A 26232-nucleotide genomic window follows, 5' to 3' on the forward strand; every position below is an offset into this window, starting at 1 on the left:
TTATTAAGGGAGTAAACGATGGCTAAAACATTGGGAGTCCTTGTATACGAAAATTGTCAACCGATTGATTTCATTGCTCCCTGGGAGGTATTTTCTCTCTGGAAAACCATTGCAGAGCCGATTAATCTCTATTTGATCTCTCAAGATGGGGGCTATGTATCGTGTGTCAATGACATTCTAATAAAGACCCATTGTGATTTTGAACGCTCACCACAATTAGATTATCTGATTATTCCCGGCGGAAAAGGCAGAATTAACGAAGTAAACAATGCCAAATTAATATCATTTATTCAAAAACAAGCCAAAAATGCTCAATATATCCTTTCTATATGTACTGGTATGTTCCTGCTTCATAAAGCAGGACTGCTCCATGATAAGTTAGTAACAACTTATTGGCGAGCCATGCCAGAAGCCAGACTACTTTCAAATGTTCAGGTCACGGAAGAAAGAATGGTAAAAAATGGGAACATATGGCTTGCAGCTGGTGTCTCAAGCGGGATTGACCTGGCTTTTGAATTTATCGCCGAAATAGATGGCAAAGAAGCAGCTGGCAAAGTGCAGCTACTCTATGAAAATTTTCCCCTAAATCATGCTTATTGCACAGCGAATATGGCACATTCATTACCGCCTTATAATGATAAGGAAGAGAACTCCCTTCATTTACCCAGATACATTCTTGAGTACATAGAAAAGTATGCGCCTTAGGTAAATAACTTAGACTAGTTAACCTGATGTCTTAACTAATATTTCCTATAAAGAAAGACTCAATAGCACTTGTTCATTTGTACTATCACAGATAATATTAGCTCAGAACAGGGCTTAAAATTATTTTGTCGCTTGGTTATTTCATCTCCTGTTTCATGGCCGAAATAGGGTCTATTAGCGTTTCGCTAGCTTGAGTGTTTGGGCGTTGGTTTTTCTAGCATCGTAGCGGAGCATACCCACTCGTATGTGACCAGCGACGCACCGAACGCATAAACACCAAGAGAGTCGAAAGGCCGACAGACGCTAGTAATATAGGGAAATAGTAGCCCACATGTTAAAGATTCTTCTAGTAATAAGTTGTCTAGTTCTAAGTTCCTGTATGGTCGGCCCCAACTATAAAGAGCCGAAAAAAAATATTGCCCCTCATTGGTTGAAAAATGGTCCCGGGGTGAGAGCAGCGCCCATCCGAAATGCAAATTGGTGGCAAGCATTTCACGACCCAACCTTAACTTCATTAATTCAGCAGGGTTATTTCAATAATTTATCATTACAAGTTGCGGGGGTTCGGGTTTTGCAAGCCAGAGCGCAACTGGCCCAAGCAGTGGGAGAGCTTTATCCCCAGCAGCAAAATATGGGGGGTAACATTACTTATAATCGTATTGGCGGTAGCTCACTGCAAGACATTTTACCCAACAAATTTGAAACAGCTGCCGTCGGCTTTACCGCGAGCTGGGAAATTGATTTTTGGGGAAAATATCGCCGGGCTATTCGATCCAATGATGCAACGTTCTTATCATCAGTTGCTGCCTATGATGATGCTTTAGTGACGCTAACTGCGGATATTGCAAGTACCTATGTCAGCATACGTACCGACGAGAAATTAATACGAGTCACTCAAGCCAATATTCAGTTACAGACGGCGAGTCTCAAGGTCGCGCAGTCTCGTTATAAAGGAGGCCAAACGAGTTTGCTTGATGTGGAACAAGCACAAACAGAGCTTGCCGAAACGCAGGCTACACTGCCTACACTGGTCAGTGAACTGCAAACACAGAAAGATAAACTGGCAGTATTACTTGGTACTACACCAAACTGTGTAGATGATTTGCTCAAAAAAAATCAGGGTATTCCCAAAGCACCGTCCATGGTATCAGTAGGTATTCCCAGAGAAGCCTTGGCACAGCGCCCCGATGTTTATCAAGCACGCATGGAAGCCATCGCGCAATCTGAAGCGATAGGAGCCACTGCAGCTAATCTCTATCCGGCCTTTTCACTATCTGGAACGTTTTATTTTGCTTCTAATAACATTGGCAATCGTTCACTCAGTGATATTTTCAATTGGTCAAGCCGCAATATTTCGGCGGGACCTTCATTTCTGTGGCCTATCCTGAATTATGGCCAAATTACTAACCAGGTACGGGTGCAAGATGCGGCCTTCCAACAAGCCTTGTTAAAATACCTTAATCTCATATTACAAGCACAGAAAGAAGTCCAGGATAATATTACTCGCTATGTCGAAACAAAAAAATCCGAAGCCTATCTTGTCAAAGCAAATAGCGCTGCCACTGTCACCACGAGATTAGCGATGACTCGGTATAAAGAAGGTGAAACTGATTACACAACGTTATTGGATGCTGAACGACAACTGCTGCGGGTACAAAAATCATTGACACAGTCACAGGGTGATATTGCCCAATCCCTGGTGGCACTTTATCGTGCTCTGGGTGGTGGCTGGCAAATCCGTTGTGGGAATGATATTGTTCGTAAACATATCAAGGCAGATATGGCTGCACGCACCAACTGGGGCAATTTGTTAAAGAAACAAAATCATCTGCCACCGCTCACTGAAGAACAACGAATAAAGCAACTTTATTTACCAAACTGGTGATGAATATGACTTCAGAAAAAAAAGTTAACCTCGTGAAAATAGCAGCCATCACCTTGGTTATCCTTCTCCTCATTTATCTAATAACTCACCATAAAACCAGCAATACACAAGCATTGCCTACTCCAGTAGTAATTGTAAAAAAACCAGAATCAATGGAGATGGCTGAATATATTACCCAAACGGGTAATACCGTTGCTTTCAACTCTGTGAATTTGGTTGCCCGAATCGAAGGTTACCTCGATGCAATAAAATTTACCGATGGAACCTTTGTTAAAAAGGATCAGGAATTGTTTGTGATAGAGCCCCAGCCTTACTATGAAAAACTTGTGGAAGCTGAGTCCTCGGTGATATCGCGAAAGGCCACTTATGAATATACCAAGATTGAGGCCGCACGCCAAAAGCAAATGTATAAAGAAAATGCCACTTCGTTAAAGAATGTGGAAAAATGGGCGGCTCAAGCCGAAGCATCCAAAGCAGAAGTTGCTAAAGCAGAGGCTAATGCTAAGGTAGCAGCCATCAACTACAGTTATACCCATGTGCTTGCTCCCTTCGACGGCAGAATTGGTCGCCATCTGATCGATGTCGGAAATCTAGTCGGTAATGGCAAAGCAACTGAATTGGCAACCATCGAACAGGTTGATCCTCTTTATGTTTATTTCAATCTCAACGAACTGGATTTAATCAGAATTCGTGACGCAGCAAGAGCCCGTGGTTTTAAACCCTCCGAGATCAATCAAATTCCAGTTTATGTAAGAATGCAAAATGAAGCAGGATTTCCTCATGAAGGGAAACTTGATTTCGTCAATACCGGACTGAATTCCTCAACAGGAACCATGCAGTTTCGAGCCCTTTTACCCAATAAAAATTATCCCTTATTGCCTGGTTTATTTGTACAAGTCCGTATTCCCTTGACCAAAAAAATCCCGCATTTAACAGTACCTGACACTGCCATCCAATATGATCAAATCGGCCCCTATTTGTTACTCGTCAATAAAGACAATTATGTCGAATCAAGGCGCGTGGTATTAGGTAGTTTAGAACAAGGTAAGCGAGCCATTATTAAAGGGATTGATGCCGAGGATAAGATTATCGTTGACGGGTTGCAGAATGCAACGCCGGGTAACCAAGTCAATCCTAAAATAGAAACAAACTCGTCGACTCAAGTATCAGCGGGAAAATAAATGCTTTGCAAACGAGGAAGAGAAAGTCAGTGCGGTTAAAAAACCGGTTAGCCGTTTAACTTGCACGCTTTAGAAAAATACCTCCTGTCTAAAATGGATCTTCAAAGTGAGAAGAAACAGAAATGATTTCTAAATTTTTTATAGAACGGCCTGTACTTGCAAATGTTATTGCCTTACTGCTGGTTTTTCTTGGCTTAATTGCCATTATTGTTTTACCAGTGTCACAATACCCTGCGATAGTACCACCAACAATTCAAGTAACAACCAATTATCCTGGTGCCGATGCCAAAACGTTAATTAATACCGTAGCACTTCCTATTGAGCAGCAAGTCAATGGCGTGGAAAATATGCTTTATATGCAATCCACGTCAACCAATAGTGGTAACTATACTTTGATTGTTACCTTTGCTATCGGTACTGATCTCAATTTCGCTCAAGTACTGGTACAAAATCGCGTCCAAGCAGCAATGGCACAATTGCCAGAATCCGTACAGCAACAAGGCGTCGTCGTTCAGCAAAAATCTACCGCTATCCTGCAGTTTGTTACGTTAACATCCAAAAATGGCGAATACGATGGTTTATTCCTCGACAGTTATGCCACGATTAACATGCAAGATGAACTGTCTCGTTTGCCTGGAGTAGGTAACGTCATTATCTTTGGTTCAGGTGCCTATGCCATGCGAATCTGGCTGGACCCACAAAAAATGTTCGCTTTTTCTTTGAATCCACGTGACGTTCTTAATGCGATCAGCAATCAAAACAAGGAAGTGTCTGCAGGTCAAATCGCGGCGCCCCCTGTAGTAGGCCAACAACCTTATCAATTTACTGTTAATGTCCCTGGCCAACTTGCCAATCCAGAAGAATTTGCCAACATCATCATCAAAAGCTCAGGGACGGATCCCAATGAAAGAGCTGATGCGAGTAGTGCCGCACAAATTGTGCGTATTCGGGATGTAGGCCGAGTCGAGCTTGGTTCTTCCAGTTATAGTCAGCTAGCTAAACTCAATGGCAAACCAACCGCAGCTATAGGGATATTCCAACTTCCCGGAGCTAACGCTTTGGAAGTAGCCGAAGAAGTGCGTAAAACCGTTGCTAAAATGGCAAAAAAATTCCCGCCAGGGATGGAATATTCTATTCCCTTTGATACAACCATGTTCGTAAAAGCCTCGGTGACCGAAGTTTATAAGACACTCTTTGAGGCAGGCATTTTAGTCTTACTGGTCATTGTGGTTTTCTTACAAAATTTCCGTGCTACGCTAGTACCAGCCACCACGGTACCAGTCACTATTATTGGTACTTTCTTTGCCATGTTCTTATTGGGTTACAGCATCAATTTATTAACCCTGTTTGCCCTGGTCTTGGCTATTGGTATTGTGGTAGACGACGCAATTGTTATTGTTGAAGGGGTTACACAACATATTGAAAGAGGCATGCCACCCAAAGAGGCTGCCATTGAAGCAATGCGTGAATTATTTGGGCCAATTCTTGGTATTACCCTGGTACTCATGGCCGTTTTTGTGCCCGCCGGATTTATGCCCGGTTTAACTGGTGCGATGTATGCTCAATTTGCTTTAGTCATCGCTGCAACGGCCTTCATTAGTGCGATCAACGCCATGACATTGAAACCGACTCAATGTGCTTTATGGCTGAAACCGATTGATCCAGATAAACCCAAAAATATTTTCTTTCGTGCCTTCGATCGCTTTTATAACCCTATCGAAGCCTCTTATATACGATTCATGGATCGGCTTGTACATCACACGAATAAAGTTTGTCTCCTCGGTGTTTTGTTAGTTGCTATTGCGATTGGCGGTATCAGCCTTATTCCGACAGGTTTTATTCCCATAGAAGATCAGGGCTATCTCATTTTAAACGTCCTCTTACCTGATGGGGCAACCCTCGGGCGCACGGAAACTGTTTTGGATGAATTAAGTAAAAAAGTTTCCACAGTTCCCGGTGTTGCGAACGTCATTAGCATTGATGGTATTTCTCTTCTCGATAATAACGCCAACCTGGCTAATGCGGGTGTCGTGTATATCATATTCAAAGATTGGAGTGTCCGTGGAAAAGGAGAGGATTTAAAATCACTTTATACTAGGTTTAGCGAAATTGCCGCACAAACATTAAATGCCAAAGTATTAGTCGTTGTACCGCCCCCGATTCAAGGCTTGGGCTTATCAGGCGGTTTCCAAATGCAGGTAGAAATGCAAGATGGCAGTTTTGATTACCTCAAACTACAAAAAGTTACTGATCAGTTGGTGAAGCAAGGGAATGCCCTGCCCGAATTACAAAAAGTGATGACTTCTTTTCGTGCTGCTGTACCGCAAGTTTCCGCGCCAATCAATCGTTCCAAGGCAGAGTCCTTAGGTGTCTCTGTGGGTTCCGCATTTGATACTTTACAAACTTATCTCGGCTCCTCTTATGTAAATCTTTTTACCAAATTTGGCCAGGTATTTCAGGTCTATGTACAAGCAGACGCTTCTTCACGTACAAGTATAGAGGATGTGCGCAATTATTATGTAAAAAATCAGTATGGTGGCATGGTTCCTCTTGGCACATTAACAGATATCAATCCAACTATCGGGCCAGCACTGATTTCCCTTTATAATCTCTATCCATCGAGCAGCATTAATGGCATTGCAGCAGCAGGCTATAGTTCGGGACAAGCCATTCAAACCCTGGAGCAATTGGCGCATAAAATTTTGCCCGGAGGCCTCTCTTTTGAGTGGACATCCACTGCTTACCAGGAAAAAGTAGCGGGCAATGTCAGTTATCTTATTTTTATCATGTCATTGATTTTGGTGTATATGATTTTAGCTGGGCAATACGAAAACTGGCTTGTACCAGCCTCAATTATTCTTAGCGTCCCTTTAACACTGATAGGAACAGTAATCGCGTTATCCAGCCTGGGGCTCGATAACAATATGTATACGCAGATAGGGTTGTTGTTGTTAATTGCTTTAGCAACCAAGAATGCGATTCTGATTGTTGAGGTCGCCCATGAGCAACGACAAATTCACCGCAAACCCATTATGGAGGCTGCGGTATTAGGAGCAAAAACACGTTTTCGCCCTATTTTAATGACTTCTTTTGCCTTCATTATGGGGGTGTTGCCTTTGGTCTTTGCCACTGGTGCCGGTGCCAATGCAAGGCGCTCCATTGGTGTGGCCGTATGCAGCGGCATGTTAGCGTCTACCTGCCTTGCGGTGGTCTTTGTGCCCGTGTTTTACGTATTGTTACAAACCTGGCAAGAGAAGCGGCATATGAAAAAGAAAGGGGTAAAAGCGACAGCAGAGTAAGAAGTAAGCAGGATCAACTCTGCTTTTCTTCTTTCCTTTCATTTTCGAGCGATTCCCGGTCATGGTGTTACTTAAACTCCTCTCTTATCAAATTCATTTATTAAGCAAGTTTTTTTAAAAAAAGCACCAAAATGGATGATAATCACGCACAATACCGCTAAAAACAAACTCATTGACTAATTAATTTTCATTTTAAATGAAAAAAATTTATTTATCTTAAGCTTTCCTTAAGGTTTATTTCAGAAAACCTTGATAAAGTATAAGTAATCTAAATTAACTAAAGTGATCGATATGAGTGCACAAAGTACGCCTAAAATGTCGCAGCTATTAAGCAACAGCTTCTTTGGCGGTCATCGTTTGCCTCGTAAAATCACACAAACCGAGATACATGAGTCCGTAGCTGTTCCGGTCGCTCAACTTGAACAAACTATTCGAGATGTTCAATCCAAGTATCCATCGGAAGCTAAAGAAAAAGCATTGAATTCGATGCAAGAGATTTTGAATGCTTGCTTACAGCCTTCAAATCCAATGAATGTGTTTGGTAGTTAAACACTTCGCAATGCATTTGCAAAAGTCTTAACTCTATTCCAGTTATATTGGTATAATCATGCCATGAAAATCAGGCCTTTGTTGTTTTCATTCATTGTTTATACCTCCTTCATTGTTAGTTCACAATCAGGCTCCCCAGTAAACTCCGCAGAAAGGATCCGTTCTTTGCCAGGCCTTGGTAAAATTAACGAACTGCAATTAGCAGGCTATCTCCCACTTTCAGGTCCCGATTGTGTCGGCTACCAATGCCACAACAAAACGGGTAATTTATTTTATTGGTTTGTTGCAAGTCCTACCCATTCTACAAAAACGCCCATTGTCTTATGGCTGAACGGCGGCCCTGGCGCTGCAAGTTTATATGGTTTTTTTATGGAAAATGGTCCTTATACAGTCCAAAAAAATGGCCATCTTGCAAAAAGACAATACTCATGGACAAAACAGGCCGATTATTTGGTGATTGATCAACCTGCTGGTGTCGGGTTTTCTTATGGCAATCATTCCAGTTATGCCAATGAAGCGGAAGCCATGGATCAGCTTTATCATGCTTTAAAACTATTTTTTCAACGTTATCCCCAATTTTCGGCACAACCTTTCTACCTTGCTGGTGAATCCTATGCCGGGAAATACTTGCCGCAACTGGCAATCCGTATTTTAGCCGGCAATACCCATGCTCAAAAAATCCAATTAAAAGGACTTTTAATCGGTGATGGTTGGGTGAATCCCCGTTTACAACAAGCCGCTAATATTGATTTTGCCTATACACACGGACTCATTGATAAACAGGCACAGACTAAAGTCAAAACGCTTTATCAGCAGTGTATAAAAGAAATTGATAAAAAAAACCCTTCAAGTCGCCGTGCCAATCAAGTCTGCGAAAAAATTCAAAAGTTTATAAAAAAAACAAGCGGCAACCTTAATTTGGCAAATATAGCAACAGCTACCGAACCAGATGATAGAGCGATGCTTCACTATTTAAATCGTCCTGCTGTACGTAGAGCCTTACATAGTGATCCACGCGTGAAAAAATACAAAACCTTCAGCAAAATAGCTGCAGATAGTCTTGAAATCGGTGAACAGGACTCCGTTGCCAATCTTTATCCCCGTATACTGTCTGCTGGTATTCCTGTGTGGATATACAACGGCCTTGACGATGGAAAAGATTCTAATTTCATGAGCACTGATTTATGGCTTGCAGCATTGAATTGGCCTGGTAAAAAGCCCTTTGCCCAAGCATCGACCTGCGTATGGCATACTGACGGTCAGGTTGCCGGCTATGTTAAAACAGCTGCCGGGCTAACTCAGATCAAAATTCGTGGTGCCGGCCATCTAGCACCTATTGATCAACCCGCAAGATTATTCGATTTGTTTAATCACTTTATTCACCAACAACCACTTTGTTAGCGTTCTCTGATAACCTAATTCCCTGAATAAAAAAAATTTTTATTATTTTTAAGTTTTTTAAAGCTATTCATTGAAATTTAGTATTAAATATGGAAATTCAAATTATTTAACGACGTGATAAGTCTATTTGAGCTGTTAACCGTTAACTTGACTGCTTGAAGGACAACCTGTTATGGATATTAGGTTAAAAATTTATAATGAATCAAACTAGATATAGATTGCCATTTTTAATTGTTATTGTTCTTTTTCTCCTGTTGCACCTCTTCTTCCTGCTATCGGCCAATTTATTAGTTGAAGAAGCGTATTATTGGAATTATGCGAATCATCTTGATTTCAGTTTTCTCGATCACCCGCCAATGGTTGCCCTCTTAATTAAATTAGGAACATCCCTTTTGGGAACCAATGAATGGGGGGTGCGCTTTGCTACAATCCCTTGTTGGATTTTGACAGGGTATTTTAGCTTTAAGCTCACCAACTCAATAAAGAGAGGAGCTGGTATTTATGCTATTGCGCTCTTGTCAGTCCTTCCTTTTTTCTTTATTCATTCGCATATCATTACTCCAGATATCCCTCTCATCCTTAGCTGGTCGGCAACGCTTTATTATCTCTACCAGGCTTTGGTCCTGGAGCAATCCAAAAAATGGTATTTGGCAGGACTCTGGCTTGGCCTGGGGCTGCTTTCCAAATACACCATCGTTTTGCTTGGGCTTGCGACCGTCACCTATTTAATTTTAGAGCCTGGTTCGCGCAAGTGGTTCTTTCGTAAAGAACCTTACCTTTGTGCATTAATCAGTGTGCTCCTGTTTTTCCCTGTTATTTATTGGAATGCTACTCATCAATGGGCCTCCTTCCAATTTCAGAGCACGCGACGACTGCAAGAGCATTACACCTTTTCCTTGCATATATTGATTGGATTATTGCTGGTATTTTTAACTCCTGCCGGTGTTTTTGGAGGATGGCTTTTATATACCAAAGAGCACGCTAAAAACCTCATAACCACGAAAACAAAACGCTTTCTTCAAGTGTATACAACCGTACCCCTGTTATTTTTTTCATTGTTTAGTCTGTGTCATGTAATCAAGGTTAATTGGATTGGCCCCAGTCTGCTGGCAATGATTCCCTGGTTTTCGATCCTAATCGCCCACGACCAAAAAATAATTGGTTTATCGACCCGTAAAAGTTGGATAACAACCTGCGCTGTATTATTATTTTGTTACAGCGGAATACTTTATTGTATTTTTTCAGGCAAACCACAAACACTTAACCACTATTTATTTCCTAAAGTAATTCATTGGGATGAGTTCACCTGGCAACTGCATCGACTTGCCGATACCGTAGAAAGTAAAAATCATGACACGCCCATCATCGTGCCGCTGGATGTTTATAACATTGGCAGCGAGTTTAACTTTTACCAGCAAAAGTTGCTGGAACATCAGCAAATCGATTCGTCCTATCAGGTTATTGGTTCCCATGTTTTTGGATTAAATAGTTTAATGTATCAATATTGGGGCAGTGCCGATGAAACGAAGGGAAGGCTTTTGCTTTTAATTTCCAGAGAGTTATATCGCTTTAAGTATATTAATAATACAGTCTCTAGCTCACCGGTTTTGGAGTTATCCGATTACAACCAAGATCATAAGGACAGTGCAGTTAAATTTTATTATCAACTGGTCAAAATGGGCTAACCTTGCAGCGCGAAACCCCTGGATTCCCGTCTGTACAGAAAGGACAATGTCTTCCCGCGAAAGCGGGAATACTTCACAAACAAAGCGAGTAAGTAGGCAGATTTGCCTAACAGTTAAATTACTAAGAAAAGACACCAATGGTCATCGCAAGCTCCAAATCTTGTTCTTCTGCGTCAACTCCCCAATCGCAGTCACTATCTTCCTCATAACCAAAAATCATTGAAGACAATGTACGAATGACAAAAACGGCGGGATGAATAACAACGGTCACAGCACTAATTAATGCGCCTGTAATATCATCAGCCAGCTCCATAGCATGACCTGGAAGCCAGATCCAGGCTAGCGGATTCAAAACGTAGAAGGGAGTGATTGCCACACGTAAGGCGGTGCAGGCTAAATCATATAAACATCTGGCTATGTGGCAAAGAAACGTGGTGAACGCTTCCAGATGAAAGAGAAAGTTGTAATAAGGCTTAAACTTAAAATCCCCATAAAGTGCATTGGCCGCAATTTTAGTATTTTTAAAAAAAGTAGTCAGAATCTTTCTCCCAGGATTAAATCCTGGCCCATTTTAATACTCTCTTTTTAAAAAGAAAACTTCTAGCGATAAAATTAGTGTATAAGAGAAAGAACGAAAAAATGGCGCCGACCAAAGCAACGGATCGTAATTAAAGATAATTGCTATCATCAGTCAATCCTTGTTCCTTCCATTACTCCGGCCAGTTATAGTTAATTATTTTAGATCAATAAGAAACTACAACTTATGTCACAAATCCATGATCTTTTTGTAATCATTAAACAGCAGCTTAAACTACAGGGTTTAACCTATAAAGAGCTTGCGAAAAAACTGGCTTTATCAGAAGCCAGTGTTAAACGGCTGTTTAGCCAGCAACACATTGATTTGTCTAGACTGGAAGCTATTTGTGAGTGCATTAATCTAACCTTATCGGAAGCCTTTGAACTCGTACAAAAAAGAAATAAACCGATCCTGCATTTAACCGAGAAACAGGAAAAAGAATTGATCAGTGACAAAAAATTGTTACTAGTCGCCATTTGTGTTCTTAATTATTGGGAATTCAATGACATCTTGAATTTTTATAACTTTTCAGAACATGAACTGATTAGAAAAGTAGCCCGTCTTGATCAAATGAAAATTATAGAGCTGCAACCTGGTAATCGGTTCAAGCGCTTAATTCATGCTGACTTCTATTGGATTGCCGATGGCCCTATTCAGCGTTTCTTCCAGGAAAACATCCAAACTGACTTTTTCAACTGTCGCTTTGAAAAACCAGAACAATTGTTTTTAGTGCGCAACGGCATGCTCAGTGAACAAGATAATTTGAAATTTCAACAAGCGTTGCACAAAGCCGCTGATCAATTTTTACAAACTTGCCGTGAAACGATCGATATTGCGATTGATAAACGCCATGGAACAGCATTGGTAATTGCCATGCGTCCATGGGTTCCTCATATTTTCAATGATCTAAAGAGAGTCTGAATTAGCAAGTACAAGTTGTTTCGCTGATTGATAATCCAATTTACCATTGCCTAACCTTGGTAACTCCTCCACTTGTTTGATTGTTTTAGGCAACATTAACTTGGGTAAATCAGTTTTCATTAGCTTTTGCATGACTTCATCAACGGATAGATTCGCAGCATAAACAAGCGCCAATTGCTCCCCTTTTTTGCTATCAGGGATTGCAAGGGCCATGATCGCAGTATCTTCGTCATGCAATGCTTGCTGCCAGCGCTCCTCTACTTGACCTAAACTCACCATTTCACCACCAATTTTGGCAAACCTGGAATACCTGTCAACAATAGTCAGATAACCCTCATGATCCAGACGACCCTTATCACCTGTTTTATACCAGGTAAAATCACCATCCTCGATTAATACGGCGCGTGTTTTTTCTGGCATATTAAGATAGCCTTGCATGATTTGAGTCCCGCCAATAAGGACTTGACCTTCTTCTCCAACCGGTAGATCCTGAAGTGTTTCAGGATCGACAACCCTGAAAGCACAACCGGGTAAAGGTAAACCCACTGTCCCCGGTTTATTTGCTGTATGCACATGCCAATCACTTGCTGATAAAACATCAGGCAAGTTGCAGCTAGCGACTGGAGCCACTTCCGTTGCCCCATAACCTTCATAAATATCCAAATTGAATTTGCGTTTAAATTCCTGGTAAATGGTAGGTGATAACTTTTCAGCGCCAGCAACTACCATACGCAAACTCGATAGCATCATGGGATGAATAGCATTGTTACGCGCATACAAACCGAGGAAAGTAGAGGTACCACACAAGAAAGTCACTTTGTGGCGAAAAATGAGTTTGGCAATCGCCAGGGAATTCGTAGGATCCGGATAACAAACCATCGGTATCCCCTTTAATAAGGGCATTAACGTTGTTACCGTAAGACCAAAGGCATGGAATAGTGGCAACGAATTCAGAATGATATCTTTTTCTTCAATACCAAAAACACTCGCCACCTGATTAATGTTGCTTAAGAGATTACGATGGGTAAGTTCAATACCTTTTGGCTGACCCTCACTACCACTACTAAATAAAATCACTGCTGTACTGTTAACATCCGCCTTTTTGATAAAAAGCAAACTCAACAACCAGATAGGGAAGAGTTTAGCCAACATGAAATAAGCGACAATCCAAAGTTTGCTTTGTTCACCTTTGAAATCCTCCAGATAAATAAAGCTTATTGAAGACATCAACCCATTGAGTTCGATACCACGTGCTTTTATTTTTTCTATAAACTGCCGGGAAGTAATCATTGTTTTAATTGCAGCTTGCTGTGTAGCCGACTGAAGTATGGATTCACCAGTCGTATAATTTAAATTGACGACTGTTTTACCCAAACAGAACAAACTAAGATTGGCGATCACTCCTCCCAGACTGGCGGGTAAAAGAAGACCTATCGTTTGTTGTTTTTTGATGAGTGGTTTAAGTTTCCGGCTGAAGAATAATACTAACCCTAATAATTTACTGTTCGTTATTTTTCTGCCATTTTCCTCAATAAGCGCGGGTAAATGCCCTATTTTTTTTGCTTTATACAACCACTCCGATTGAATGCTGTTTAATTCGTTCGTTGATAATTTCCAGGCTTTAACAGAAAGCTCGCGCACCTTTTGTTGCACGGCTTGTGCCTTACAGCCAATATCCATTGCAGAGCCATAGATAACGGTTACACGACGATTATTGGCTTGAATTAACCGTTGATAATAGGACGAGGCATAGGAGGCTTTTGCTCCCCACAAACCATGGATATAAAAAGGTATAATGACTGCATTCGCACCCACCACTGCCCGCTCAAAACCAGTTCGGAAAACACCTAATTGTCCATTCCGGCTTAGACGCCCCTCAGGGAACAGTGCTACAACCTCGCCTGCATTTAAAGCAGCATTAATTTCCTGTAACGAATCCTGGCTGGCGCCTCGAGCAATAGGAATGATTTTAAATTTCTTGAGTAACCAATTCAGATACCAGGTTTCATAGATAGAACGCTCCATAACAAAACGAATTGGCCGTGGACAAGCGATCTGTAAAATGGCCCAGTCGATAAAACTAACATGATTACCCAGCAATAGGACACCACCTGCTGAAGGCAGGTTATCCAGTTGGTAAACGCTCAGGCGATAAAATTTGGAAGCAACGAAATACAATAAATAGCGGACCAGAGATTGAGGCAAGGTTATTATGGTATAGATTGCACCGGCCAAGGCAATCACAAAAAGTCCATACAATAAAATCAGACTATCTATACCCAAGAGGCTAAATAAGACAGTAAACCCCAGAAATCCAATCATGAAACAATTTTGCATAAAATTGTTGGCAGATAATATTTTACCCAACTCCTTGCGAGGGGCATTAAACTGGATCAGCGCATTAAGCGGTACAATGAGCATGCCGCCAAAAAAACCATAAACCAAAAAAAGCAGCACAATCGCCACTTGACTGGAAAGCGTTGGCAGAATAAAAAGCCCTGCGGTTATTCCCACCGTGGCAACCGGAAGCAAACCCGTTTCTACGAAACCCTTTGATACTTTACCGGCATATAAGGCACCTAATAATATCCCTATTCCTCCTATAGCTAAGGACCCTTGGGCAAACATCACGCTGATATTGCCCAGATGTTCTTTTAAAAACGCACCATAACTGGCCAAAAGTACTTGATTAATAGCCCAGAATAAGGATAAGCCGACAATGCAGGTAAATATGACATTCTTTTCAGTGACCTTTTGCAAATAGGTTTTTAAATAATGGCCACGAAAGTAATTGCTTAATTCATAATGTGACTGCGGATCTGCCGCTTGTTTTTGTAACAGCAGAAAAGTCATTAGCGTTTCAAAAACAGAAACGATTACTAACAAAAAACCAGCCGGAGCGATTGCTTGTAGCAGCAAGGCCTTATCACTGCTGTGCTGTAATCCCGCAGCATCAATAGCAAAGCTAAAAAGATAGGTAAAAATAAAAGTGGCCCCTAGAATAGCAATAATTGTCAGCGTTTGAACAATTGCATTAGCCTGCGACAGATGTTCCTTCCCGAAGATCTCTTTAATATAACCATACTTGGCTGGTGAATTGAGGGCACTTTGAATAGCAAGTAATAAGGTTAGTAAGAAAGCACCCCAAAAATAACCTTGGTAATAACACCAGGTAATCACTAAGGTCAGCGGAATAGCCGCTGCCGCAGTTATTCTTAACACCAACGCTTTAGGAAACTTATCAGCAAGAAATCCTGATGGGGTAAATAATAAAATATAAGGCAAAAGGATAAGGGCATTAATAATTGCGGATAGAATGGTATAGGTAGTTCCGATTGAGGTTTGATAGAGGGTATCTTGAATCAAAATTTTATGCCCCAGATCAACAAAAGTATTGAAAAACACCACCATGAGATAGGGGTAAAAACCTCTTATTTTGGTTAAGTTCATCTTGCACTCCAATTAAATCTTCTATTAACAGCATATAATTCGCACATTCAAAATAGAATCTTTTTCCCCGAAGTCCTATTTGGCAAATGCATTAGTATTACTATTTAATACTCTAAATAAAACCTCTCCTCTAATGAGTATATTCAGCAAAGATCTAATCAAGCATCTATTCGACATAACCACAATACCTCATTTTATGTATCTTCAACAATTCTTCTCTCTTAAGGTTTACCTAAGATTAATAATGTAAAATTTATGATCTTTATGTTCATTCTAACTGCACTCTCTTTTTGTTTAAAAAAATTGAAGTGACGAGAAGATGTGAGAGGTTTTAAAGATGTCATACAGCAAAATTGACAGATCAACAGCAAGCGTTCCAGTTAACACTAAATATCATTTATTTGCTTTCGTAAAAGATACTACCGATGGCCCAGGACACGTATCGATTAGCTCCGTAAAAGAAACACCGGAACAGAACAAAATTAAACATACCAGTTTTTTTCCTAGTTTGATTGGCTCATTCATTAATGGGCTTAGTTTGGGCTCAGTACCCGTACCAGGTCGACTAGCGTCTGACCATCAAGAGGACTTAAGAGAAGCAGAACACGTTTTAGTTAAAGAAATTGACAGTGAACAATATCAACGTGCTAAAAAAGCCCAAAAAAACTTTTCAAAAGAGGTGAGCGCAGGAAAGCGGGCTTACTCTGTTTTTGGTTCGTTAAATCCATTCGCTACGCTTATGACCAGCTTTTTTAATGCCCAGAAAAATGCTTACGCAACAGCCGAAAAACATAAAAGAATACATGGATTCCATCCAGTGGAAGATCACTGCGGATTTCATGTTTATGATAACGAGAGCCACAGTGCACCTGCAACGTTCGGTCCAGATAATTGCGCAAGCTCCGTAACTTATGTTGTCGCTGAGGCAGGGATTCCTTTCAGTAACCCACTGATACCTACTCTCTTTACTCCCAGTCTAGAAAAACAAGGATTCCAGAAAATAGATAAAGAAGAGTTTATACAACGATTTAAGCTAAAATAATTAATAATTATTGGCGCAAAATCAAGTAGGAAATAAAAGAGGCATGTAACAATCTCATGCCTCTCCAATTAAGGTTTAGCATTTAGGTCCATTGCTTATCTGCTCAGCCAAGTTATTGGGTGTTATTCCCCAAGGCATTTTCGATGGCTCAATATGCGCGCCACCACTAGTTAATATTTCACTTACAAGCATTGAACAATGCATCACCTGACTGGTTGTTTTCTTATGCCCAGATAAGAATCGTTTGTTCATTAATACATCTAACGGATCCTGAGTAATAAAATAAGGCGCATCCTGAAAAAATCCCAGCATATTCACTTTGGGCACTAACTGGTAGGTTGTTTGGCCTTCTTCCACTTGCTTTCTCGTCTGATCAATATGGGCGAGCATCGCTTTTGTATCAAGATTTTTAATTCTAATCGTTTGATCAGGTGGTACAGAAAGCGGGTTTTGCAATGGCAGGGGGGAAGACTCAAAATCACTAATTAGTTGTGTACGCGAAGCAGCTTGTGTTTCCATATCTTCTGCTAATGTTGTAGCTAGATGGGCTGGCAAGGGTAAAAAAATGGTTGGACCTATTGCTGGAATAACATCAGGGTGAATACTGATATACTCTCCAGGGTCTTCCGGTTTCATCTTGGGCCGATTACCCCCAACTTGGATAGCTGCATGCCCTACTCCATTTCTGGCTGTCATTTTCCAAAAATAAACCCAAGTATCTTCCTTCTCGACATCGGCTGAAGTTGGTTGCGGTTTAGATGATACAAAATCTGACTTGATGGAAGAGGTAGAGTTAGATTTAAAAACCATTGACTTTAACCATTCAAACATACGTAATCCTTTGTTATCTGCGAATACTAAATAGGATGCACTGAAGCCATTGTAAAAACAATGACCATAAGGTGCAATTTTAATTCTGGTTGGACGAAATATCATAATACCCAAATTTTCCCCAGTATACAATCAGCCAACGATTAACAAAAAACCAAGGACCGATTTTATATAGCTTGCTATTTATTAGCAAACTATTATAATATGCCAGGAAGGGTATCACCAGGAGAAAGAAATGAGTCTTCGATTATTGTCCTTAGCCGAAGTAAAACAAAGTATCACGATGGGGCAAGCAATTGCCGCCATGGAGCGTGCTTTTTTTCAGCTAGCAAAACAGGAAGTCAAATTACCCTTGAGAACAGGTATTCCTGTTGCCGAGGAAAAAGCCTTGACCTTAGCCATGCCAGCCTACCTTGCCAGTGATAAAACCTTAGGTTTAAAAGTAGCCTCTATTTTTCCCAATAATCCTGCCAAAAATAAGCCCTCAATTACCGGATTTATTATGTTGCTTGATGCAACCACCGGGGAACCCAAGGTGCTAATGGATGCCGCTTATTTAACTGCCTTAAGAACAGGTGCTGTCTCAGGATTAGCAACCAAATACTTTGCCCGTGACAATGCCAGCCATGTGGCTATTATTGGTTCAGGCCCGCAAGCGTTCACTCAACTTGAAGCGGTTGCAACAGTGCGCAACATCAAACGTGTTTCTCTCTGGTCACGCAATAAAGAAAACGCAGAAAAATTGGCAAAAAAAATTGCCTCTCAATATGAAGTTAAAGTGCATGATTCCGTATCAAAAGCGATTAGTGAAGCAGATATTATCTGCACCGCGACCAGTAGTATCGAACCTTTAATTCATTTCAATTCCCTGCAACCGCATACACATATTAATGCCATAGGTTCGCACTCCCCTGCGATGAAAGAAATTGCTAATGACGTTTTGAGCCAAGCGGTTGTAATCGCTGATCAGTTAGAGGCGGTGTTGTCCGAGTCGGGGGAAATCATCAGTGCTATTGAGCAAAATGAACTAAAAAAAGAGGCAATCATTGAGCTCGGTCAATACCTGCTAAACAAGGAAAAAAACTATAGCGATCAGTTAACCGTATTCAAATCGGTCGGGCTTGCAATTCAGGATTTAAGCGTCGCTGAAGTCGTTTATCAAAATGCGTTAAAAAATAATCTGGGTAGCACCTTCTCTCTCGGTTAAAGGGAAAGAAGCTACTCCTATATTACTAGTTTGGAGAAATTCGGTGCAGCCACTCCATAGCAAAACCCCACTCATTTCGTCACAATACCTGAAAAATAAATGGGGTAAATCCATTCATTTTAAGTTAGAGTTACTCCAGCCACCTGGTTCATTTAAGCTGCGTGGTATCGGGCATTTATGCCAACATGAGTGGAAAAAAGGAGTCCGAGCCTTTGTTGCCTCCTCAGGAGGTAATGCTGGTGTTGCAGTGGCTTATTGCGGAATGAAACTAAATGTCCCTACCACTGTGTTTATTCCAAGTAGCAGCCATCCACTCTATATTGATGCGATTAAATCCTACGGTGCTAAAGTCGTTATTGCAGGTTCAGTATGGGATGAAGCCCATCAAGCTGCGGCGCTTTTCGCTAAAGAGAACGCAGCAGCCTATATTCCCCCGTTTGATCATCCACTGCTGTGGGATGGCCATGCAACGATGATTGAAGAGGTAGTCACACAAGGACTTAAAACACCAGACGCCGTGATTGTTTCTGTAGGCGGCGGCGGATTGGCCTGTGGTGTTCTTGAAGGTATGCGACGACAAGGATGGCATCAAGTGCCTCTCATTGCAGTCGAAACAACAGGTGCTGATGCTTTTTATCAATCGTTAAAAGCCTCTAGCCGCATTATCTTACCTTCCATTACCTCTAAAGCAACAAGTCTTGGGGCAAAATCAGTAACAGAACGACTGATGCAATGGTCAGAAGAACATCCCATCCAGAGTATTGTAGTCAGTGATGAATCCGCAGAGCAGGGAAGCCGTTCTTTTGCCAGGGATCAGCGTTTGCTGGTTGAACTGTCGAGCGGCGCTTCGTTAGCGGTAGTCTACGAAAATCACCCTATCATTCACGCCTTCGAATCAATACTGGTTGTTGTATGCGGCGGCATTAATATTAGTCATTTCAGAATCTAGGGCTGGTTGATGATGACGCGTCTTCAATTTCTTTGTTATCAATTAGAACATACCCTCCTTCATCATCTGACTCTTCTACAATCTTATGGCCTTCTTTCTTAGTCGCTAGCAGCAGATCATCCTCAACTTCATCCTTGTCGACAAAAATAAAATCACTGTCATCCAGTTCCTCCTTCATCTTTGCCACCACTTCTTCATCACTATTTTTATCAATTTCCTTCTTGTCAGTTCTACTAACAGGTGACAACAAAGCATTACAGCTTTCAATAATGTAATCCCGGATAAAACCGACTACCCGATAGGAAGACATAATGGAAAGATGCCCATGGCGATCAAGCTCAACCAACGATTTTGGATTTTTCTTTACATAATCAACCACATAAGAAAAGGCTGGACGCACAATCCAATCTTGTGCGGCAGCAAAAAAATTATAGATTGCTTTCGATTGCATCACTTTAGCACCCAGTTTTTTGAGAAAGGTACTGTTTACTTGCATCTGCTCTACTGAAGTAGATACTCGTGAAAGAGGATCAATTGCTAAATCCGAACCACCAAAAGGACCACATAAATTTATTACTCGTTCGACATGAATCCCTGCTTCGGGAAGATAGCGTTCTGCTGCATAGGTATTGACTAAACAACCTCTTGAGTGGCCTATTAAAATAACATGTTTGTGCCCATTCTTTTTTATTTTTTCAGCTAATTGTGAGGAAAAATAGTTGATCCCTTTTCCTTGATAGCGACTATCAAAGGACACAAGATGAATAGAAGAAACAAGCTCGGGAAGACCCGCTGCTATTAAACGCTGCGCAATTCTGTCAAAAGCACCGGCCTGATCAGCAGTACCATGAGTACAATAAATCGCAATGCCTTCACTTAAATCAGGGGCATGCTCCTTGGGAGCCCTAAAATTAGGATTACGGAATACAAGATCACCGGAACCAAAGGAAGTAAGCCAATAATAGGTATGGGCAAGCGCGCCCGTTGTGCTAACTGGTTGTATTTCCTTAATCTTCCTGAAAATTTGCTCAAAAAAAGTATACATCCTAACTCCTTGTAAACATCTCTTCCCTTAGGAGTGCACAACTAAATCCATAAGCAGTTGCTATAACTGCTTATGAGCCAATTAACAAAAACACCTAAAGAATTCGCAACGAAGCGTAAGACAGGGTTTTAACCAATAAAACCCTGAAGAGAAGAGGCGAAGTATGCTGACATTTCTACTATTAATGCTTTTCCACTCAAGCTGGCGGACTGTCAATAAGACCAACTAATCTGCCAAAGGATTGCGCAATATAATCGTAGAGTCGCGCTCTGGACCAGTTGATAGCATATCAACTGGGACACCCAACAACTCTTCAATACGCTTAACGTAAGCCAATGCATTGGCAGGCAATTGCTTAAGCTCTGTTACATCAGCAGTTGACTCACTCCATCCTGGCAGCTCTTCATACACGGGTTCCAACCCTTCAAAGTCTTCTGCTGCTTGCGGTGGACGGGATAACAATTGCCCCTTTGCATTTCGATAGGCAACAGCAATGCGCAACGTGTCGATGCCATCCAATACATCAAGCTTGGTCATGCATAAACCCGTGATGCTATTAAGCTCTATGGAACGTCGTAGCAATACGGCATCAAACCAACCGCAACGGCGAGGACGACCCGTTACCGCACCAAACTCAAAACCGCGGGCAGCCAATCCCTTACCAATTTCATCTTTCAGCTCAGTAGGAAACGGACCACCACCAACACGAGTAGTATATGCTTTCGTGATACCCAGTATGTAATCAAGATAACGAGGACCAAAACCTGCCCCGTTAACGACACTACCTACACAGGTATTCGATGAGGTCACAAATGGATAAGTACCGTGATCAATATCAAGGTATACGCCTTGCGCTCCTTCAAATAAGATAGACTCCCCTTTTTCCCGATGCTCATGCAAAGAGGTTGTCACATCACAAATCATATTTTGCAAAGCGTCTGTCCACTCGGCTGCTTCTGCCAACAAAGGCTCAAGAGCAATTTCCTCTTGGTGGTAATAATGTTTCAATACAAAATTATGATATTGCAATAACTCGGTGAGTTTTGTTTTAAAACGTTGAGGATGCAATAAATCGCTTACCTTGAGTGCTCGTCGGGCAATTTTATCTTCATAGGCAGGCCCAATACCGCGACCTGTGGTACCAATGGCTGCATCGCCTTTGTGTTTTTCCCGAGCATTATCCAACGCGATGTGACAAGGTAAAATCAAAGGACAGGCTTGACTGATATGTAAGCGGCTACGAACATTAATGCCTTTATTTTCCAGCTCTTTAATTTCATCAAGCAACGCCTTGGGCGATAGTACGACACCATTACCAATATAACACTGCACATGAGGACGTAATATGCCGGAAGGAATTAAACGCAAGACCGTTTTTTCACCTTTGATTTTCAGTGTATGTCCTGCATTATGTCCACCTTGATAACGAACAACTACTTGTACGTCATGTGTTAACAGATCGACAATTTTACCCTTGCCTTCGTCACCCCACTGCGTACCTATCACAACAACATTTTTACCCATAATGGACTCTTACTCTGCAAATTGATGAACAACGGTGAGTAGAACAACCCCCACCAGCATGCTAAAAAAACCAGTTAAACGCAATATTTTCTCATCCTGTCCAATAATCTTGCGCAATAATTGCTTCCATCGCTCAGGAGAAGTAAATGGCATTAATCCCTCGAATACAAATACTAAGGCAATGGCCGAGAGAAAATTAATGAGCAACCGTATCTCCAATAAATAAAAAAGGGTTAAGCATGCTTAACCCGATTTCAGCAAAATTAACGATTATAATCAGTTTTTAGCGTTAACACCATCACCTTTTGACAAGGAATGTCTAAAGTAATCAAAAAACGCACTGCTTTGATCCAATACCAGAATATCTTGTCTGCTGTTAAAACTACCTTCGTAAGCTTTCAAGCTCCGATAAAAAGTGAAGAAATCTTTATTTTTACTAAAGGCTTCGGCATAGATAGTAGCCGCTTCAGCTAACCCACGAGCTCTAACGATTTGACCTTCGCTTTGTGCTTTGGCAAGCAATATAGTCACTTGCGCATCGGCTGCCGCCTGAATTGCTTCTGCTGCTGCATGACCATCAGCACGATGGCGGCTAGCTATTTTCTGCATATCGGCACGCATACGTTGATAAATAGCATTGGAAGTATTCTCGGGTAATTCTATGCCTTTAATACGCACGTCAACAACATCGATACCCAGTTGACTCGCTTGTTGTTCGGCTTTACCACGTAAGACTTCCATCACATCATCGCGTCCACCAGACACCAGATCAGAAATATTGCGTTTCCCAAATTCCGCACGCAATGAGGTGTTTAACTGCTGCTCAAGCAAGGTTTCTGCCTTGAATTCATTACCACCTGTCGATTTAAAATAACGAGCTAAATCATTAATTCGCCATTTCACATAATAATCGACAATCACATCCTTTTTCTCCTTGGTTACAATCCTTGAGGATTTGATATCCAAAGTCTGAATACGTGTATCAAAAATGCGGACACTTTCAATAAAGGGTGTTTTTAGATGTAACCCGGGCAATAATATTTTTGCCTTATTGGTATCAGCATCACTTACCAAACGCCCAAGACGAAGTAAAATACCCTGTTGGCCCTGAGTAATAGTAAAAACACTGGCAAGCAATACCATCAATATAATGAACAATAGAATGCCTAAAGTTGCTTTAGTCGTATTCATTTAGTTATTCCCCTCCTGACGGTAAGTGCGTCTGGTGATATTCCGGTCACTGACCAGCGTATTCTGTATATCATTAGCGACTGCAGAATGATCAATCTTGGTCGCAGACTCAGGGGTGGCTGGAATAGATGCGGACACTGGATTCGCTGCTAATTTGTCCAAGGGTAAATACAAAAGATTACCTGATTTGCCATCAACAATAATCTTACTGCTCTTGCTTAAGACTTGTTGCATCGTATCTAAATACATCCGTTCAGAAGTCACTAACGGAGCTTGGGTATAGCCTGGTAAAAGGGCTAAAAACTCTGCGACTTCCCCCTTCGCACGTAATACTGCTTGCTTGGCAAAGGCTTGCGCTTCCTCAAAAACCCGCTTTGCTCCCCCTTCAGCAATAGGAACTACCCGGGCTTGATAAGCAAGGGCTTGTTCTTTAAAACGTTTTTCGTCTTCCTGAGCCTTAATTGCATCATCAAAGGCATCCTGTACATTTTCAGGTGCGCGGGCAGGTTGTGGTGAAACATTCACGATCACGATTCCGGTTTTATATTTTTCCAGAATTTTGATTAAAGAATCCTGAACATTACTTCCCCAGGCTTCACGGCCTTCCGTAATGATCTGATCAAGCGTTGTTGTACCAACTACTTGTCGCAAAGCACTTGAAGTAGCCTGCTGTAAACTTTCTTGCGGATCAGCGACGTTAAAGAGATAAGCCTGTAAATCGTTGATTCGATACTGTACAGCCAAAGACACTGATACCAGATTCTCATCTTTTGTTAACATCTGTGCTGAATAGGAATAGTCAGAGAGACGCTCGACATTTTGCACAATTTTTGTCGAAATAAGACGTGGAATCCAATGAGGTCCAGGACCGACGGTTTCCACATACTTACCAAAACGAAGAATCGCTGCCTGCTCGGCAGGATCAACGATGAAAATGCCAGAGATGGCCCATAGAATAAAAACAACCAAAGTGACCATCACAGCGAGTACACCGCCATTACTGGAGGATGGCGTTTCATTACCGGGTTGGCCAGAACCACCAAAAAACGTTTTCTTCAATTTATCTTGAAAACGTTTCAGTGCTTCGTCCAAATCTGGCGGCTGATTTTTACCGCTCCACGGATCTTTATCTTTATCCTTGTCCTTATCCGGCTCATTCCATCCCATCTATATCTCTCCGCCTTCACACAAAAGTAGAATTCTAGGATGTATACTCTGTTTAAGCAAGCAAATGGCAAGGGTTTATACCTGCTTTACCTGTTTGCCCACACCATCCAGATCTTCGTGAAGCGATTCTCGACGGTTCTCCATCTTTTCCAGAACCCTGTCTGTTCGTGTACCCGGATAATCCTCTCTATACTTCTTTACCTGCTCCAGACTGGTATATTTCCCACTATCTATCAACCAACGCATTGAACTCCAGGGATTAAAGATAATGATCCCTAAACATTTTTTAATAGAAAGGGCTTCCTCATATTTTTTCACAAACGTGGCGAACTGAACCTCCTCCTTGGTAAAAGGACTGGGGGCCTCGACTTGAATTACCTCCTCCTCCGCCTCCTTTTTCTTGGAGGGAGGTTGCCCCCTTAAAACCAGGGATTCCAATTGCAAAGCGACATGGCTGGGGCGAGCAAAAAGGTACCAGAGTGATTGCCACCAGGAATTTTCCGCATAGATAATGGAGTGAAGGGGGCCACTAATATGGCAGCGGCGAACGAAGCTGGCTGCAAGCTCTGGCAGTTTCTCCGTGTATTTTGAAACTTCATCGAGTAAAGCATAACGATTATCTTGTAATAAGGTACACAACGCTTGCTCTCGCGGAACAGCCGCTCCATGGCAGAGAAGCATAGCGATACCACGTAAAGCGTCCTGCGAATCTTCCTTTGTCTCCAAGCGAGCACATAATAAATCAATGGCTCGATTGGACTCCTCATTCGTTGCTTCCAAATCCAGTCTAGGTGCTTTTGATTCAAGAATAGTCTTTAAAGCGTCCACCCGCCCTAACCGAGCGGCTAATAAAAGAGGCGTTTCCTGCAATGCGCCATAAGTATTATCAACGTCTGCCTCTGCTTTAATTAAGGCATCAACTGCTCCGGTAAAATTCTTAATAATGGCTTGATGCAGAGGGGGAATAGAAATCTTTTTATCTTTACCGACTTGAATTGCACTGGGTTTATTAACATTGGGATGATTGGCCAAAACAACACGTAAGTTATCAATGTTCTCAGTATCAATTACCCTGGCTAACAATGTTTTTCGCTCCGGGTCATAGCTATCTGCCAACAGTTGTTGTGGAGTTGGCTCTTCAACAAATTTTTTGGCGTGTTCAAGCACAAGATTCCCTAAGTCAGGTTTTCCCAATTGAAAGGCTAAATGAACGGGCTCTTCAACATGGGCGCTTGCCCCCTGCTCGAACAGGAATCTAATGTACTCCGTCAAATTATGTTCGACCGCATCATGGGCACGAATCAGATGATTTAAAATAGTAGTTTGCGCACCATTTCTTAAACAGAAAATGTGTCGTAAGACTTTGGGGTTGGTTTTTAATTCTTCGAGAATAAGTTCTTTAAAGGCGTCCAGGCCGCCCTCATCTTTTCTAGCAAGGATCCGATCGATCTTATCCAATAAGTGCATATCCCTTTTCCTATTTTATATTTTTAGACAATTGACGAGCTCATCGAAAATTCATATTACACAGTGGAAAAATGAAGATCAAAATAATTAGTTAAGAAACGATCCTTTTCCGTCATCAAATCTGCGAAGTGCTCTACAATGACACTAATATCACAA

General features: G+C 41.5%; 20 protein-coding genes. 11 read left to right on the plus strand and 9 right to left on the minus strand.

Annotated elements, in window-relative coordinates:
• Nucleotides 1-18: 18 nt before the first annotated feature.
• The 7 genes from DYC89_RS11960 to DYC89_RS11990 all read left to right on the plus strand — a co-directional run bounded on the left by DYC89_RS11960 (nt 19) and on the right by DYC89_RS11990 (nt 10705).
• Complete coding sequence (locus DYC89_RS11960) at nt 19-705, plus strand: DJ-1/PfpI family protein (RefSeq protein ID WP_115221988.1); 687 nt, start codon at nt 19-21, stop codon at nt 703-705.
• A 331-nt stretch (nt 706-1036) separates the two neighbouring features.
• Nucleotides 1037-2590: an efflux transporter outer membrane subunit gene (locus DYC89_RS11965; protein ID WP_115221989.1), complete on the plus strand. Its 1554-nt coding sequence runs from the start codon at nt 1037-1039 to the stop codon at nt 2588-2590.
• Between the two features lie 5 nt (nt 2591-2595).
• Nucleotides 2596-3771, plus strand: coding sequence for an efflux RND transporter periplasmic adaptor subunit (locus DYC89_RS11970; protein WP_115221990.1), 1176 nt, complete (start codon nt 2596-2598; stop codon nt 3769-3771).
• Between the two features lie 122 nt (nt 3772-3893).
• Complete coding sequence (locus tag DYC89_RS11975) at nt 3894-7070, plus strand: efflux RND transporter permease subunit (protein WP_115221991.1); 3177 nt, start codon at nt 3894-3896, stop codon at nt 7068-7070.
• Nucleotides 7071-7361: 291 nt separating this feature from the next.
• A complete protein-coding gene (locus tag DYC89_RS11980) occupies nt 7362-7619 on the plus strand; it encodes a hypothetical protein (RefSeq protein ID WP_115221992.1) in 258 nt (85 codons plus the stop codon).
• Nucleotides 7620-7784: 165 nt separating this feature from the next.
• Entirely contained in the window at nt 7785-9020 is a 1236-nt protein-coding gene (locus tag DYC89_RS11985; RefSeq protein ID WP_245953990.1) for a S10 family peptidase, read from the plus strand.
• 197 nt (nt 9021-9217) lie between these two features.
• Nucleotides 9218-10705, plus strand: coding sequence for a glycosyltransferase family 39 protein (locus DYC89_RS11990; protein ID WP_115221994.1), 1488 nt, complete (start codon nt 9218-9220; stop codon nt 10703-10705).
• Nucleotides 10706-10826: 121 nt separating this feature from the next.
• Here DYC89_RS11990 and DYC89_RS16725 read toward each other — a convergent pair whose 3' ends face one another.
• A complete protein-coding gene (locus DYC89_RS16725; protein WP_245953991.1) occupies nt 10827-11018 on the minus strand; it encodes a hypothetical protein in 192 nt (63 codons plus the stop codon).
• Nucleotides 11019-11468: 450 nt separating this feature from the next.
• On the opposite strand from DYC89_RS16725, the gene DYC89_RS12000 reads away from it, so the two are divergent.
• Complete coding sequence (locus DYC89_RS12000; protein ID WP_115221996.1) at nt 11469-12203, plus strand: helix-turn-helix domain-containing protein; 735 nt, start codon at nt 11469-11471, stop codon at nt 12201-12203.
• Here the strand turns inward: DYC89_RS12000 and DYC89_RS12005 are convergent.
• Complete coding sequence (locus DYC89_RS12005) at nt 12189-15653, minus strand: acyl-[ACP]--phospholipid O-acyltransferase (RefSeq protein ID WP_115221997.1); 3465 nt, start codon at nt 15651-15653, stop codon at nt 12189-12191. The two genes, DYC89_RS12000 and DYC89_RS12005, sit on opposite strands and share 15 nt — an antisense overlap.
• A 337-nt stretch (nt 15654-15990) precedes the next feature.
• Here DYC89_RS12005 and DYC89_RS12010 point away from each other — a divergent pair, with 337 nt between their 5' ends.
• Complete coding sequence (locus DYC89_RS12010; protein ID WP_115221998.1) at nt 15991-16695, plus strand: hypothetical protein; 705 nt, start codon at nt 15991-15993, stop codon at nt 16693-16695.
• 75 nt (nt 16696-16770) lie between these two features.
• Here the strand turns inward: DYC89_RS12010 and DYC89_RS12015 are convergent, their stop codons facing one another.
• On the minus strand, nt 16771-17526 hold the full coding sequence (locus DYC89_RS12015) for a hypothetical protein (protein WP_147285506.1): 756 nt from the start codon (nt 17524-17526) through the stop codon (nt 16771-16773).
• Nucleotides 17527-17761: 235 nt separating this feature from the next.
• On the opposite strand from DYC89_RS12015, the gene DYC89_RS12020 reads away from it, so the two are divergent.
• Entirely contained in the window at nt 17762-18733 is a 972-nt protein-coding gene (locus tag DYC89_RS12020; RefSeq protein WP_115222000.1) for an ornithine cyclodeaminase family protein, read from the plus strand.
• Between the two features lie 43 nt (nt 18734-18776).
• On the plus strand, nt 18777-19682 hold the full coding sequence (locus tag DYC89_RS12025) for a pyridoxal-phosphate dependent enzyme (RefSeq protein ID WP_115222001.1): 906 nt from the start codon (nt 18777-18779) through the stop codon (nt 19680-19682).
• Here the strand turns inward: DYC89_RS12025 and DYC89_RS12030 are convergent.
• From DYC89_RS12030 to ankC, 6 genes are all read right to left on the minus strand, one after another.
• Nucleotides 19672-20727, minus strand: coding sequence for an alpha/beta hydrolase (locus tag DYC89_RS12030; protein ID WP_115222002.1), 1056 nt, complete (start codon nt 20725-20727; stop codon nt 19672-19674). The genes DYC89_RS12025 and DYC89_RS12030 overlap by 11 nt on opposite strands.
• Nucleotides 20728-20952: 225 nt before the next feature.
• Nucleotides 20953-22251, minus strand: coding sequence for an adenylosuccinate synthase (locus tag DYC89_RS12035; protein WP_115222003.1), 1299 nt, complete (start codon nt 22249-22251; stop codon nt 20953-20955).
• Nucleotides 22252-22260: 9 nt separating this feature from the next.
• Entirely contained in the window at nt 22261-22458 is a 198-nt protein-coding gene (locus DYC89_RS12040; protein WP_058444897.1) for a DUF2065 domain-containing protein, read from the minus strand.
• A gap of 69 nt (nt 22459-22527) precedes the next feature.
• On the minus strand, nt 22528-23442 hold the full coding sequence (gene hflC, locus DYC89_RS12045) for a protease modulator HflC (RefSeq protein ID WP_115222004.1): 915 nt from the start codon (nt 23440-23442) through the stop codon (nt 22528-22530).
• Complete coding sequence (gene hflK / locus DYC89_RS12050) at nt 23443-24609, minus strand: FtsH protease activity modulator HflK (protein WP_115222005.1); 1167 nt, start codon at nt 24607-24609, stop codon at nt 23443-23445. It abuts the gene before it with no gap.
• 75 nt (nt 24610-24684) lie between these two features.
• Entirely contained in the window at nt 24685-26076 is a 1392-nt protein-coding gene (gene ankC / locus DYC89_RS12055; RefSeq protein WP_115222006.1) for a Dot/Icm T4SS effector AnkC/LegA12, read from the minus strand.
• Nucleotides 26077-26232 lie beyond the last annotated feature (156 nt).

Source organism: Legionella donaldsonii, from assembly GCF_900452385.1.
Classification (GTDB): domain Bacteria; phylum Pseudomonadota; class Gammaproteobacteria; order Legionellales; family Legionellaceae; genus Tatlockia; species Tatlockia donaldsonii.

Bases quoted from the DNA above. Each gene is read 5' to 3' on its own strand.
- DYC89_RS11960 (WP_115221988.1), top strand. From the start codon at position 19: ATGGCTAAAACATTGGGAGTCCTTGTATACGAAAATTGTCAACCGATT.
- DYC89_RS11965 (WP_115221989.1), top strand. From the start codon at position 1,037: ATGTTAAAGATTCTTCTAGTAATAAGTTGTCTAGTTCTAAGTTCCTGT.
- DYC89_RS11970 (WP_115221990.1), top strand. From the start codon at position 2,596: ATGACTTCAGAAAAAAAAGTTAACCTCGTGAAAATAGCAGCCATCACC.
- DYC89_RS11975 (WP_115221991.1), top strand. From the start codon at position 3,894: ATGATTTCTAAATTTTTTATAGAACGGCCTGTACTTGCAAATGTTATT.
- DYC89_RS11980 (WP_115221992.1), top strand. From the start codon at position 7,362: ATGAGTGCACAAAGTACGCCTAAAATGTCGCAGCTATTAAGCAACAGC.
- DYC89_RS11990 (WP_115221994.1), top strand. From the start codon at position 9,218: ATGAATCAAACTAGATATAGATTGCCATTTTTAATTGTTATTGTTCTT.
- DYC89_RS16725 (WP_245953991.1), bottom strand. From the start codon at position 11,018: ATGGAGCTGGCTGATGATATTACAGGCGCATTAATTAGTGCTGTGACC.
- DYC89_RS12000 (WP_115221996.1), top strand. From the start codon at position 11,469: ATGTCACAAATCCATGATCTTTTTGTAATCATTAAACAGCAGCTTAAA.
- DYC89_RS12005 (WP_115221997.1), bottom strand. From the start codon at position 15,653: ATGAACTTAACCAAAATAAGAGGTTTTTACCCCTATCTCATGGTGGTG.
- DYC89_RS12010 (WP_115221998.1), top strand. From the start codon at position 15,991: ATGTCATACAGCAAAATTGACAGATCAACAGCAAGCGTTCCAGTTAAC.
- DYC89_RS12015 (WP_147285506.1), bottom strand. From the start codon at position 17,526: ATGTTTGAATGGTTAAAGTCAATGGTTTTTAAATCTAACTCTACCTCT.
- DYC89_RS12020 (WP_115222000.1), top strand. From the start codon at position 17,762: ATGAGTCTTCGATTATTGTCCTTAGCCGAAGTAAAACAAAGTATCACG.
- DYC89_RS12030 (WP_115222002.1), bottom strand. From the start codon at position 20,727: ATGTATACTTTTTTTGAGCAAATTTTCAGGAAGATTAAGGAAATACAA.
- DYC89_RS12035 (WP_115222003.1), bottom strand. From the start codon at position 22,251: ATGGGTAAAAATGTTGTTGTGATAGGTACGCAGTGGGGTGACGAAGGC.
- hflC (WP_115222004.1), bottom strand. From the start codon at position 23,442: ATGAATACGACTAAAGCAACTTTAGGCATTCTATTGTTCATTATATTG.
- hflK (WP_115222005.1), bottom strand. From the start codon at position 24,609: ATGGGATGGAATGAGCCGGATAAGGACAAGGATAAAGATAAAGATCCG.
- ankC (WP_115222006.1), bottom strand. From the start codon at position 26,076: ATGCACTTATTGGATAAGATCGATCGGATCCTTGCTAGAAAAGATGAG.